The sequence below is a fragment of the Flavobacterium circumlabens genome, from assembly GCF_004345565.1.
Classification (GTDB): domain Bacteria; phylum Bacteroidota; class Bacteroidia; order Flavobacteriales; family Flavobacteriaceae; genus Flavobacterium; species Flavobacterium circumlabens.
The window spans coordinates 1-12,567 of record NZ_SLWA01000012.1 but is presented as its reverse complement, the minus strand read 5'-3'; the positions used below and the strand labels follow the sequence as shown (position 1 = coordinate 12,567).

Genomic DNA, 12,567 nt, shown 5'->3' with positions numbered 1-12,567 from the left:
GTTATTTTTAGTTCGTTATTTTTAGTTAAACCCTATATTTTTAGTTTAAATAGGCTGAAAACGGTTATTAAATTTTCAAAATTAATTCAGTATTAATGTCATATCACGATTATTGTTGAGCTAATTTTTGTAATCCGTAATTCTTTCCCGAAAACATCAAAAAAAGAGTTGGCAGTTCTTCTACTCTCACAAAAGTTAATAAATTCGCTAATGTAAATGAAGAGGTTTGAGGGGGTGAGTTTGAGGTTTTAGAAATGACTTATACTATTAATAGATATATAAAAGATTAACTAACCAGAATCAATTAATAACTAAAAACCAATTAAAACATGAAAAAAGTATTTCACATTTTAGCCGCGATGTTAACCAGTTCTTTTGCTTTTGCACAAGATGATACTGAAGCTTCAGTTTCACCGGCAACCACTTGGGGAGGATCAGCAGACGCTTACTATAAATATGATTTTTCTAAACAAATGAATGGATTAACGAGCTTTACCAACTCACAGGATTCATTCGAGCTTGGAATGGCTTCGATTCAGGCAGGCCATAAATTCGGAAAAGCTTCTGTTTTTGTAGATTTAGGTTTCGGAACCAGAGCAGAAGAGTTTTCATATAATGAAGAAAATACTAAGTTCATCATAAAACAATTATTTTTCACTTATGATGTTACAGATAAATTTAAAGTAGTAGCAGGTAGTTTTGGAACTCATATCGGATATGAATTGCTGGATGCTGTAAGCAATAAAAACTACAGTATGTCGTATGCGTTTTCATATGGACCCTTTTTTAATACAGGGGTGAAAGCACAATATACGGCTGGAAAGTTTACGGCCATGTTCGGGATTACGAACCCTACTGATTTTAAATCGGCGATGGATGCGGGATCTACTCAGAAAACCTATGTGGGCCAGTTAGGATACGTTGCCGAAACAGGGAGTGCCTATTTGAATTTTACATCAGGAAGTACAAATCCGACTCCGGGTACTATAATTCCACCGACGGACGAAAATAAAACACAGATTGATTTTGTAGCCTCAAAAACAATTAGTGATAGTTTCGGACTTGGCTTTAATGCTACTTATGCGAAAGTAACAAATGATTTTAATAGTGACCTGGATGGAGAATGGTTCTCATTGGTAGGATACGCGAATTACGCCTTTAAAGAGTCTTTAAGCCTGGCGTACAGAGTAGAATATTTTGATGCTAAAGATGCTTTGAATTTGGGAGCGCTTAATGGTTCTAGTGTATTTGCGAACACACTTTCACTAAACTATAAAGTTGGAAAATTGACCATAATTCCTGAGCTAAGATACGATGCAGCATCCGAAGATATATTTTTAGACAAAGATGCATTACCAACAGGCGGATCGTTTTTTGGACTAATTGCAACAACATACTCTTTCTAAGAGGTAAAGATTGATATTTTTTTTTTTTTTTGGAGCTGTCGAAACATACTAATGTTTTGGCAGCTTTTTTAATTTTAAATTATTTTTAGTGATAATTCTGTTACGTATTGGCTTATTACTTTAAGCGAATAAAGCTCCCTTAAGATTTGTCAAAAAGCTACTACCTAATCAACAATCATTAACAACCCCCAAAATCTAATATAACAGCCCACACCAACATTAACATCTTACATCTAACATCTTGCATCCAACATCTAACATCCAACATCTAATATCTAACATCTAATATCTAACATCTAATATCTAACATCTAACATCTTGCGTCTAAAATCTTGCATCTAAAATCTTGCATCTTGTATCTAAAATCCGATATCCAGCCAAAAGCAAAAAAAAACCGCATCCCTAAATATAGAAATGCGGTGTCTTATATAAGTAAAAAAATACTACTGTAGTTGTTTTTTGTAAATAGAGTAGATCGTATCTATTGTTTTTCGGTCTAAAGTTGAGGTAGTATCAGTTTGAATATAATGTAACTTAAAAGCCATTATTGCAGCTGATAAATTTTTAGTATTGTAACCAATAATACGCAAAGCCTGCTCTATTTTAAAATCAAAAGGAGCTTCTTCCAAAACTTCATCCGGCCAGATTCCGAATCCTTTTTCTGCCAATGTCTTCCAGGGAAACAAAGCACTTGGATCTTGTTTTCTTCCCGGAGCGATATCTGCATGACCCAATATATTTTGAGTCGGAATGTTGTAATCTTTTTTCAACTTAGTTAAAAGAGCCACTAAGCTGCTAATCTGTGCTTCTGTAAAAGGCTTAAAACCATTATTGTCTAATTCAATACCTATAGAACTGGAGTTAATATCCGTGTTTTTTCCCCACGTAGAGGCTCCGGCATGCCATGCTCTTAGATAATCATTCAGCATCTGAACTACTTTTCCATTTTCAGAAATCACATAATGAGCACTCACTTGTGTTTTTGTTTTTGTAAAAGTATTTATGGTTTGCTGAACAGAATCCTGTGCTGTATGGTGAATAATAATAAAGCTTGGTTTTCTTAAATTGAAATTTACAGTACCGATCCACTCGGTATTAATACCATTCAATAAAATAGTGGATCCTGTTTTTGATAAGGTATCTTTAACAATCCCTAATTGTTGAGCATATGTAGTATCAATAACTACCGGGCTAACCGCAGGTATGTTTTGAGTTTCTTTACTTGTAATTTGATTTTCTAAAGTCTTAAGTTGCTTATCGTAAACTTTTTCAGTGTTTTTGTAAGGATTTGTCGAGCACGAAGTAATAATAATTGCTAAAAGCAGATAGCATAAATGTTTTCTTATCATAATTAATTACATTTTGGAATTAAGTTAAGATAATTATTCTTGAACTTTTCCTGTTTCTGTGTCTTCTTTTATTTCTTTATTTTCCTTATTATCTTTAGAGTCTTTTTTCTTTTTTGACTTGGACTTTTTGATTTCTTTGAAATTAGCCATAAAACTGGTGTATTTTTCGATCTGATCAGGATTAAGAAAAGCAGTTATTTTCTTTGTAGTACTTTCCTGTAAAGCTTTCAATTGCTCCATTTTCACATCCTGGCTGCTGCTTTCATTTTTTAATAGAATACCTTGTTCTCTCATACTGTCAGCAAAAACATTTGTGATTGCTATAGCCTGAAGTTCATCAAGATTTACAACTGGTTTCATTTGCTCTACAAATTTAGCTGCAGTTTCTTCAGCAGGAATTTCTTTAGGTTTGCTCTGGCCTTGCGGTCCAGCCTGCATCATACTTCTGTCCATTCCCATTCCACCGCCTCTTCCGTAACCACCTCCGCCATAACCGCCGCCACCGTAGCCGTTATTATATCCGTTTCCGTATTGAGCAGAAACAGAAGTAATGCACAATAACGTGAAAACTAAAAGAAATAAAGATTGAATAGGTTTCATATAATTGTTTTATCAAAAGTTAGCAAATATCTATTGTAAATTTAAGCAGGTTCTCCGTATAAATCAAATTCTGTTGCTTCAATTATCTTGATATTAACAAAATCTCCTGTTTTTACGTAATGTTTGGCAGCGTCAATCAAGACTTCGTTATCCACATCAGGACTATCAAACTCCGTTCGGCCTACAAAATGCGCTCCTTCTTTTCGGTCAATGATACATTTAAAGACCTTTCCAACTTTTTCCTGGTTTAAATCCCATGAAATTTGAGATTGTAACTCCATGATTTCATTAGCTCTGGCTTGTTTTACATCGTCCGGAACATCATCTTCCAGTAAGTAAGCATGTGTGTTTTCTTCGTGTGAATAAGCAAAACATCCCATTCGGTCAAATTTCATTTCCTGAACAAAATCCTTTAGAATTTCAAAATCTTCCTGAGTTTCGCCCGGATATCCAACAATTAAAGTCGTTCTGATGGCCATTCCCGGAACAGCAGCACGGAAATCTTTTAATAATTGAGTTGTTTTAGCTTGCGTAGTTCCACGACGCATCGATTTTAAGATAGAATCCGAAATGTGCTGCAATGGAATATCAATATAATTACAAATTTTAGGTTCGCGTTTCATGATTTCTAAAACGTCCATTGGGAAACCGGTAGGGAAAGCGTAATGCAGACGGATCCACTCAATACCTTCAACTTTTACTAAAGCTTCCAGAAGTTCGCCAAGATTTCTCTTTTTATAAAGGTCAAGACCATAATAAGTTAAATCCTGAGCAATCAGAATAAGTTCTTTAACCCCGTTTTTAGCCAGGCCTTCTGCTTCTTTAACTAATTTTTCAATAGTTTGCGAAACGTGTTTACCACGCATAAGAGGAATTGCACAGAAACTGCAGGGTCTGTCGCAGCCTTCGGCAATTTTTAAGTAAGCGTAGTTCTTAGGAGTCGTAGTTAGACGCTCTCCTAATAATTCATGTTTATAATCGGCTCCTAATGCTTTCAATAACTGAGGTAGTTCGGTGGTACCGAAATATTGATCAACATTCGGAATTTCTTTTTCTAAATCTGGTCTGTAACGCTCCGATAAACATCCGGTTACAAATACTTTATCAACAAGTCCTTTGTCTTTTTTATCAGCATATTCCAAAATCATGTTTACCGATTCTGCTTTGGCATTATCAATAAAACCACAGGTGTTGATTACAATGATGTTTCCTTCTCGTTCTGCAGGCGCTTCATGTTCAACATCTTTTCCGCTTGCACGAAGCTGCCCCATCAGGACTTCACTGTCATATACATTCTTCGAACACCCAAGAGTGATTACGTTAATTTTGTTCTTTTTTAAAGACTTGGTTCTCATACTTTTATAAATTGGAGTGCAAAATTACACTTTTTTATTCAAACACCGCTTGTTTCCCTTTCTTTTAGCTGTTTTTTATGAAGCTTATTCTAGCTTTCAGAGCTGTTTTACTACCTATTTTTTTCTGACGGAAAATAAGTTAGAAAAGGGTTGTCACTTCTGCAGGACTTAAAAGAATCCGTCAGGTGAAAATTCCTGACAGATTCTCTTGTAATCAATTTAATTTAGTTTTTCATGAGAGTCTTCGAAAAAGTAGTGTTATCTACTTTTAAAAGAAATATTCCAGATTGCAACTTTGAAGTGTTTACTTCTATCAGGTTATTGGATTTTTGATATTTCTCAATGTTTACTGTTTGTCCAAAAGAATCATAAAGTTTGATGGAGTTTATGTTTACTGAACCTTCAATGGAAAAATTGTTTGTGAAGGGATTTGGGTAAATAATTATGTCGTCAATATTATTCTGATCTGATTTCGTTATAGATGGTTTAGAAAAAATGCTGGTACGTCTGCCTTTATTGGGTACTCTGATTGGATTTCCAGAAGATATTATCTTTTCTGGCGAGGTTGATCGTATTACAGTTATACTATTGCTGGCACTTATTATGGCTTCATTTTGAATTATTAGTCTTCTGAATGACGCACTTTCGTTTCCTCTTCCTGCTTCGTATGTAAAAATGTAATTAAAGTTTTGGCTATTAGCATACGGTATATTAATCCATCCCCATGGTTTTTGAGAAATTTGCCATTGGTATGAATTAGAATTATCTATAATGTTTCCTGTAAATGTCGAAGGTTGACTAGTACTATAAGGTAGATTCTGATTACAACAGATATTATTTTCTGGTGAGGCAGTAGTTGAGATAGTAATATATTCACTGTAATCTAGAAGCCCTTCATTGCTTATTGCTATTCTTCGGAATGATGTAGTTTCATTGAATGTATTTGTTGGAGTATAATTTTGAAATGTTGCTCCAATGATGTTTGCCCAATTGTTGTTTGTGGTTTTCTGTTGCCATTGGTATTTTGTAATTTCTACTGTATTCCAAGTGCCTGTTGGGTCTAGACTCATTTTTGCAACAGCTCCTATTATAGGTTTTGATGTGCCACCTATGGGTATAGATTGATTATCAGATATTGTATTGTATAAAATAGGTCTGCTGGTTTTGACAATGGCGCAATTTAAATCTATTGATACTTCTTGAAAGTTAAACCAAATCCTTAGTTTTGTATTTGATGATATATCAGAAGATTTTATTTTTAGATTATTAAACGTCAATGTGCCATTACTAATAATTGGTGTGATCCATTTAGTTAGGCTTGTTGAGCCTAATTTATCACGGGCTATTTGAATTATGCAACCTGCATAATAGCCTTTAGGAAGTTCTGATCCATAAATACATTCATAATTAAAAGACAAGTTAATGCTTCTTGATCCGATTTCATTGCCCTCATAGTCTGGAATAATTATTTTATTATTAATTAATGGGGATCCGTCACTGTAACAAATTTTGGTCAGGTTTATATTTGCAGTTTACGGTTTGTAAGGTTCTTTTCCCGTTCTAGTACCGCCAATAATTTTATAGGTTAATTTATTTGATATATCAGTAGGTAAAGTTGCAGTTCGATATCTGAAAACGAACGAACAACCGTTAGTAAATATGATGTTTTTTTTAAAACGTAATTTTTGTCGGAAAGTATAGCTGTACCCTGATTTAGTAGGTTCTAATGTAATATCTTCATTTTGAAAAAGATATCGCGGATAAACTCCATTGTTATAGTACTGGGCTATTTCATTGTCGAATGAATTCGGTTCGTAATAATAACAGTTTAAAACACCTTTTTCAGTAATCTTGGTATTATTTCCAGTGTAGGAGATTTTAACATCAAATTCGATGTCTAAATCTTCAGCACTTGCGAAGCTAAGAGTATTGTTGGGAAGAAGTAAACCATTAGTTACAATGTTTACTATTTCAATATTTACTTTAGGATCGGCGGTAGTGTTTGAGTGCTCATTTCTTGCATATAAACTGAAATTGAGTAAAAGAAAAGCGATAAGATAGTTTTTTAGTTTCATAGTTTTTGATTTATAAATTATTGAATAAACTAATTTATAAAATAAAACCTACAAATAAAAACCGATTTTCGACTAAATTATAAGCTAATACTTAAAAAAAATCCGTTAAGCAAAATGCTTAACGGATTTTCATTCATTCTATTTACTTTAATTACAACTCAAATAATAAAGTCAACGAAACATTGTTCAGTTTCGATGAGATGTTGACACCATCAGTAAATCCTTGTGCAAAGAAACCCTGATTTGATTTTCTTTCTAAGTAAGAATAAGCTAAATCTACTTTGGTAGTGCCAAAGTTATAGCCTAAACCGCCTGAATAACTGGTTAAATCGCCAATTGTTGTTCCGTCTTTATAAGGGCTCCCCTCAAAACGGTATCCACCACGTAAGCTTAATTGTTTAATTTTATATTCTGCACCAACCCGCAGTTCTCCTGTTGAAGTTAAATCGTCGCTTATCTGGTTGTTTAGGCCTCTGAAGCCTGCGTCACTTGTTGGTTTGTATTTTGTATTTCCATAATCTTTGATAGCATAATCCACACTGATCAAACCGGATTTTCCAAATACATAAGCGGCGCTAAAAGTTGTTTTTCCCGGAGTTTGTAAAGTGTAAGGTTCATAAACATTTACAATTTTTGGATTAACAGTGTTGTTAAAAGATTGTCCTCCGCTGGTTTCCGTTGTTGTGTTTAAACTTTGGGAAATTTCATCATACAGTTCGTACCAGGTGTTAGATTCATAAGCTAACCCAAGGCGAAAGGATTCGGTAACCTTAGCAATAGCCCCTAGTTGAAAAGAGAAGCCGTTACCATACGTATATTGGTCATTGTTGAAACGTAAATTGGATATGGTCTCACCTGCAACTAAGGGATTTCCATTTCTTTCATAAAAACTGCTGGTTCTTCTGTAGTCTGTAACATGTACATTTAAATTGGCTCCTAAATACAAACGGTCTTTGTAGGATGTTGCGATATTGAAACTTACTTTGCTATTGTAGCCTGTTTCGTAAACTTCGTTTTCTTGGTAGTAATTACCTCCGGCTGGAACATTAGTTGTGTATTGCGTGTTATTATCATCGTTTGTAACGGGATTTATTACATAGCCTTCACCACCAAAATATGCTTGTTGCTGTTTGTATGTTTGATCTGTATAAGGCATGTTTTTTATATCCCCCAATCTAACTCCATTGTTTTTTAGAGGGTCTCCATTGGCATAAGCTAAGAAATACTTATCAATCGAATTTGTTGGATTGGTTCCTACCGAAACAGTATTATTGTCAAAATTGTTAGTATTTTCATAAGAAGCTCCAATAGCGATTTTTTTCCAATTGCTGTTTGGGTTTCTGTCGTGAAAAACAAAAACACCGCCAGCCTGATTTAGGAGAAAAGAATTTTTGTTATCACTGGTATGTGTGCCAAAATAGTTAGAGTTGTTTTTAATACTTTGATTACTTAAAGTTACTCCGGTCTGATTGTTGGCAAATATGGCCGATCCTGCAGGGTTTACACTTAAGGAAGAAAGGTCTCCGCCTACCGCTCCGAAAGCTCCTCCCATGGCTCTGAATCGGGCAGTTCCGGTAAGATTGTCTTGTGCATAACGAACAGCATCTGAAACTTCCTGTGAATAGGAGACGCTAAAACATAGTCCTGTTACAAATAGGAATAGTATTTTTTTCATTTGATTGAATTTTAGATGATTGTATTAGGTGTAATGAAACGGGTGAGTGTTTATCTTCTTCCACCACCACCGCCACCGTACGATCTTCCACCGCCGCCACCGCCACCGCCAGATGATCTCATGCTTCCTCCGCCACTGTTCATAGAGCGTGATGGACTAGGAGAATAGCTTCTTGATGGACTGCTGTTTGTTGTGTTGTTATAGTTTCGGGTTGTACTGTTTGATCCTCTGTTAGAGTAATCATAGCTGTTATTTTGACCCTGGGAATAACTTCTTCTGTTTGTATAGGTAGGATTTGTCGTTGTTCTGTCATTCACAGCAGAACTTCTTCTGAAATCTGTATACTCGCGTCTGTTTGTCGTATAGCTATTTCTGTTAGTGGTATAACTTCTGTTGGTAAAGTTTCTATTGGTGTAATTTCTGTTGCTGTAGCTTCTGTTGGTATAATTTCTGTCTGAACTATAATTTCTTCCGCCGTAATAAGAAGCAGAACCTCTTCGGCCATAGTTATACGCATAATTGTGATATCCGTATGCAGGTCTTCCCCAGTATCCGGGATAACCGCCCCATGCATATCCTGGGTAACCTCCCCATCCGTAACCAGGGTAGCCCCATCCGTAATAAGGATATCCTCCCCATCCGTATCCGTAACCAGGGTAACCAAATCCATAATAACCGCCCCATCCCATAGAGATTCCCCATGACCAGGAAGTATCAGGATAATAATTAATGGCTACTTCGGTATTACTGCTTCCCCATGCAGGGTAAGCGGTAGTAGCTACAGTTTCAGTACTGTCGTTAGCAGCATAATTACCATAACTGTCTACATCTGTAAAGATTTCAGTAGGCTGATTATCGTCCTGTAACGATTTGAAGTAATCCTTATATTGATTGTTAGTGTTGGAGGTGGTTGTTTGTGCGTAAGTGTTTCGTGTGTTACCATAAACACCGTCATTGTCATAATAAGATGTATTTTGGTAAGAACCACACGATGCAAGTAGAAAACTCAATAATCCAATTAAGTAAAAATGACTTGAGTTTTGGCGAAGAGAAATAGAAGTTTTCATATCTGTGGTGTTTTTTATTGTTGCACATTACAAAAATAGTTAGTTTTGTCAAACTATTTAGTTAAAATTATTAAAACAAAATTTGTGCCAAACTATTCAATATGAGTAAGAACCTCACTACAAGATCAGAAGATTATTCAAAGTGGTATAACGAGCTGGTTGTTAAAGCAGATCTAGCCGAAAATTCAGGAGTCAGAGGATGTATGGTTATTAAACCCTACGGATATGCTATTTGGGAAAAAATGCAGGCTGAGTTAGACAGGATGTTTAAAGAAACAGGACATCAAAATGCATATTTCCCTTTATTCGTGCCCAAAAGTATGTTTGAGGCGGAAGAAAAAAATGCAGAGGGATTTGCAAAAGAATGTGCTATTGTGACACATTACAGATTAAAGAATGATCCGGATAAACCTGGAAAACTAATGGTTGATCCGAATGCGAAGTTAGAGGAAGAACTTATTGTTCGTCCAACGAGTGAGGCAATAATCTGGTCTACTTATAAAGGATGGGTGCAATCTTACAGAGATTTACCTTTATTAATTAATCAGTGGGCAAACGTTGTTCGTTGGGAAATGCGTACACGTTTGTTTTTGAGAACGGCTGAGTTTTTATGGCAGGAAGGTCATACTGCCCACGCTACAAAAGCGGAAGCTATTGAAGAATCTGAAAAAATGATGAATGTTTATGCTGATTTTGCTGAGAACTTTATGGCAATTCCTGTGGTAAAGGGTATAAAAACGGAAACAGAACGTTTTGCCGGTGCTGATGAAACGTATTGTATTGAAGCATTGATGCAGGATGGAAAAGCATTGCAGGCTGGTACATCACACTTTCTTGGGCAGAATTTTGCAAAAGCTTTTGATGTAAAGTTTGCTAATGCAGAAGGTAAACAGGAACATGTATGGGGTACTTCATGGGGAGTTTCTACTCGTTTGATGGGAGCCCTGGTGATGACGCACTCTGATGATCAGGGGTTGGTTTTACCTCCAAATTTGGCACCAATACAAGTTGTTATTGTTCCTATTCATAAAACGGATGAGCAATTAGAGCAAATTACTACTGCAGTTAATGAATTAGTGGCGAAGCTTAAAAAACTAAAGATTTCGGTTAAATATGATGACAGAACGACTCAAAAGCCTGGATTCAAGTTTGCTGAATGGGAATTGAAAGGAGTTCCGGTTAGAATTGCTGTAGGACCAAAAGATCTGGAGAATGGAACTTTTGAGGTTGCAAGACGCGATACTTTGACAAAAGAGACCGTTTCCGGTGATGGAATCGTAAATTATATAAATGAGCTGTTAGAGCAGATTCAAAGCGATTTATTTAATAAAGCATTGGACTATCGTAATACTCATATTACGGAAGTAAATAGTTTTGAGGAGTTTAAAGAAATTTTAGATGGGAAAGGTGGTTTTGTATCGGCTCATTGGGACGGAACAGCAGCTACTGAAGAGAAAATAAAAGACCTGACAAAAGCAACGATTCGTTGTATTCCTTTGGATGCATTGGAAGAGCCGGGAACCTGTGTATTTACTGGGAATGCCTCGTCTAAAAGAGTGCTTTTTGCGAAGGCATATTAAAAAAAATAATTTTTTTTTGCTTCAGCTATTGTGCATCTTAAAAATAGATGTATCTTTGCATCCGCATTAGAGAAGCAGGCCCGTTCGTCTATCGGTTAGGACGCATGGTTTTCATCCATGTAAGAGCGGTTCGATTCCGCTACGGGCTACTACTTTTACTGCGAATTAAGTTATTAAACTTGATGTCATAATGGCCCGTTCGTCTATCGGTTAGGACGCATGGTTTTCATCCATGTAAGAGCGGTTCGATTCCGCTACGGGCTACAAATTTCAATGATAAAAATTGAAAAAAGAAGGGTGATTGGTCCGTTTGTTTAGGGGTTCAGTTCTCTTACGGACTACGAAAAAGAATTATAAAAAGGTAAAAAAATAATAAAATGGCAAATCATAAGTCAGCTTTAAAAAGAATTAGAAGTAACGAAAAAAGAAGAGTTCTTAACAGATATCAACATAAGACTACTCGTAATGCTATCAAAGCATTAAGATTAGCTACTGAAAAATCTGATGCTTCTTCAAAATTATCAACTGTAATTTCTATGATTGATAAATTAGCTAAAAAGAATATCATTCATGATAATAAAGCTTCTAACTTGAAGTCGAAATTAACGAAACATGTTGCTAAATTGTAGTTAATTACAATTTCCTAAATACAAGAAAAATCCCTCTTTTAGAGGGCTTTTTTTGTTTAAAATAAATTGTTCCGGGCTAATCTTAAAGTCAGTGGAGTTGCAAGATTAAATCAATACGAAATTTAAAATTGAGGTGCGAAACTTAGTCACGATGATAAAGAAACTGTATTCTTTATATCTTATGAATTGAGATATAAATGTTTTTAAATTAAAAGATTTTGCCAAGGTATTTGCGATTCTGTTTCTAAAAACAATTCAATATTTCTTTATGATTATTCATTTTTATTAATGTCTTGTTGAATCATTCTGAATTGGATTAATTAATTTTTCATGTCATTTGAGGCAGTTTGATAAAAGTTGTTATTTGTCAGTTGTTTTCTTGATGATTATATGGTTCCTGAATCGAATTCTTGATTTTGACATGGAGGCAATCTTCGTAATAGTTTTAGTTTTTTAATTTGTTTTAGTTTTTGAAATTCTCAATTTTAAAACCGTGCAGGATAAATAGACTCTTATATATAAGGTAAGATTTCGGTTCTACACCCCGACAGGTTTTCAAAACCTGTCGGGTTTGTTTTTTATACATATTAGGTATATAGGAATTATTCTTTCCAGCTGAGCGCAGTCGAAGCTTTTGGAATTTGGTATTTAAAAAATTGGTTCTTAACAAGGAGCTTAATCCCGCTGTCCGTTCCAATCTTTTGTCCGCCGCGGCGGACAAAAGGATTTCCACTTCCATCGGGGCTATGGCAGTAGTTTTCAAAGGAGGTATGCTATATATAAGTATTAAAGAATAAACTTTGCGCCTTTGCGTGAGCTAAGACTTTAAAG

At 35.3% G+C, this 12,567-nt stretch carries 10 protein-coding genes and 2 tRNA genes; 5 read left to right on the top strand and 7 right to left on the bottom strand.

The annotated features are described in order from the left end of the window. The first annotated feature begins 329 nt into the window (after positions 1-329). Positions 330-1,406: an outer membrane beta-barrel protein gene (locus EV142_RS21715; RefSeq protein ID WP_132037947.1), complete on the top strand. Its 1,077-nt coding sequence runs from the start codon at positions 330-332 to the stop codon at positions 1,404-1,406. Positions 1,407-1,849: 443 nt separating this feature from the next. On the opposite strand, the gene EV142_RS21710 is transcribed toward EV142_RS21715, so the two are convergent. From EV142_RS21710 to EV142_RS21680, 7 genes are all read right to left on the bottom strand, one after another. Continuing rightward, positions 1,850-2,755 carry an N-acetylmuramoyl-L-alanine amidase gene (locus EV142_RS21710; protein WP_132037946.1) on the bottom strand — a complete coding sequence of 302 codons (906 nt, stop codon included), beginning with the start codon at positions 2,753-2,755 and terminating at the stop codon, positions 1,850-1,852. A gap of 33 nt (positions 2,756-2,788) precedes the next feature. Beyond that, positions 2,789-3,355 carry a hypothetical protein gene (locus EV142_RS21705; protein WP_132037945.1) on the bottom strand — a complete coding sequence of 189 codons (567 nt, stop codon included), beginning with the start codon at positions 3,353-3,355 and terminating at the stop codon, positions 2,789-2,791. 41 nt (positions 3,356-3,396) lie between these two features. Beyond that, positions 3,397-4,710, bottom strand: a complete 1,314-nt coding sequence (gene rimO, locus EV142_RS21700) for a 30S ribosomal protein S12 methylthiotransferase RimO (RefSeq protein ID WP_132037944.1) — start codon at positions 4,708-4,710, stop codon at positions 3,397-3,399. A gap of 224 nt (positions 4,711-4,934) precedes the next feature. Next, entirely contained in the window at positions 4,935-6,128 is a 1,194-nt protein-coding gene (locus EV142_RS21695) for a T9SS type A sorting domain-containing protein (RefSeq protein WP_132037943.1), read from the bottom strand. Between the two features lie 114 nt (positions 6,129-6,242). Beyond that, entirely contained in the window at positions 6,243-6,785 is a 543-nt protein-coding gene (locus EV142_RS21690) for a hypothetical protein (protein WP_132037942.1), read from the bottom strand. Positions 6,786-6,936: 151 nt separating this feature from the next. After that, positions 6,937-8,460, bottom strand: a complete 1,524-nt coding sequence (locus EV142_RS21685; RefSeq protein ID WP_132037941.1) for an OmpP1/FadL family transporter — start codon at positions 8,458-8,460, stop codon at positions 6,937-6,939. Between the two features lie 50 nt (positions 8,461-8,510). Then, positions 8,511-9,527: a hypothetical protein gene (locus EV142_RS21680; protein ID WP_132037940.1), complete on the bottom strand. Its 1,017-nt coding sequence runs from the start codon at positions 9,525-9,527 to the stop codon at positions 8,511-8,513. A 101-nt stretch (positions 9,528-9,628) separates the two neighbouring features. Here EV142_RS21680 and proS point away from each other — a divergent pair, with 101 nt between their 5' ends. The 4 genes from proS to rpsT all read left to right on the top strand — a co-directional run bounded on the left by proS (position 9,629) and on the right by rpsT (position 11,736). Next, positions 9,629-11,107, top strand: coding sequence for a proline--tRNA ligase (proS, locus tag EV142_RS21675; RefSeq protein WP_132037939.1), 1,479 nt, complete (start codon positions 9,629-9,631; stop codon positions 11,105-11,107). Between the two features lie 77 nt (positions 11,108-11,184). Further along, positions 11,185-11,256, top strand: a tRNA-Glu gene (locus EV142_RS21670). 43 nt (positions 11,257-11,299) lie between these two features. Then, positions 11,300-11,371 (top strand) — tRNA-Glu (locus EV142_RS21665). Between the two features lie 113 nt (positions 11,372-11,484). Next, positions 11,485-11,736 (top strand): 30S ribosomal protein S20, encoded by a 252-nt coding sequence (rpsT, locus tag EV142_RS21660; RefSeq protein WP_132037938.1) that lies wholly within the window; start codon positions 11,485-11,487, stop codon positions 11,734-11,736. The last annotated feature ends 831 nt before the right edge of the window (positions 11,737-12,567 follow it).

Coding starts and splice junctions, on each gene's coding strand:
- EV142_RS21680 (WP_132037940.1), bottom strand. CDS start 9,527: ATGAAAACTTCTATTTCTCTTCGCCAAAACTCAAGTCATTTTTACTTA.
- rimO (WP_132037944.1), bottom strand. CDS start 4,710: ATGAGAACCAAGTCTTTAAAAAAGAACAAAATTAACGTAATCACTCTT.
- EV142_RS21705 (WP_132037945.1), bottom strand. CDS start 3,355: ATGAAACCTATTCAATCTTTATTTCTTTTAGTTTTCACGTTATTGTGC.
- EV142_RS21715 (WP_132037947.1), top strand. CDS start 330: ATGAAAAAAGTATTTCACATTTTAGCCGCGATGTTAACCAGTTCTTTT.
- EV142_RS21710 (WP_132037946.1), bottom strand. CDS start 2,755: ATGATAAGAAAACATTTATGCTATCTGCTTTTAGCAATTATTATTACT.
- proS (WP_132037939.1), top strand. CDS start 9,629: ATGAGTAAGAACCTCACTACAAGATCAGAAGATTATTCAAAGTGGTAT.
- EV142_RS21685 (WP_132037941.1), bottom strand. CDS start 8,460: ATGAAAAAAATACTATTCCTATTTGTAACAGGACTATGTTTTAGCGTC.
- rpsT (WP_132037938.1), top strand. CDS start 11,485: ATGGCAAATCATAAGTCAGCTTTAAAAAGAATTAGAAGTAACGAAAAA.
- EV142_RS21690 (WP_132037942.1), bottom strand. CDS start 6,785: ATGAAACTAAAAAACTATCTTATCGCTTTTCTTTTACTCAATTTCAGT.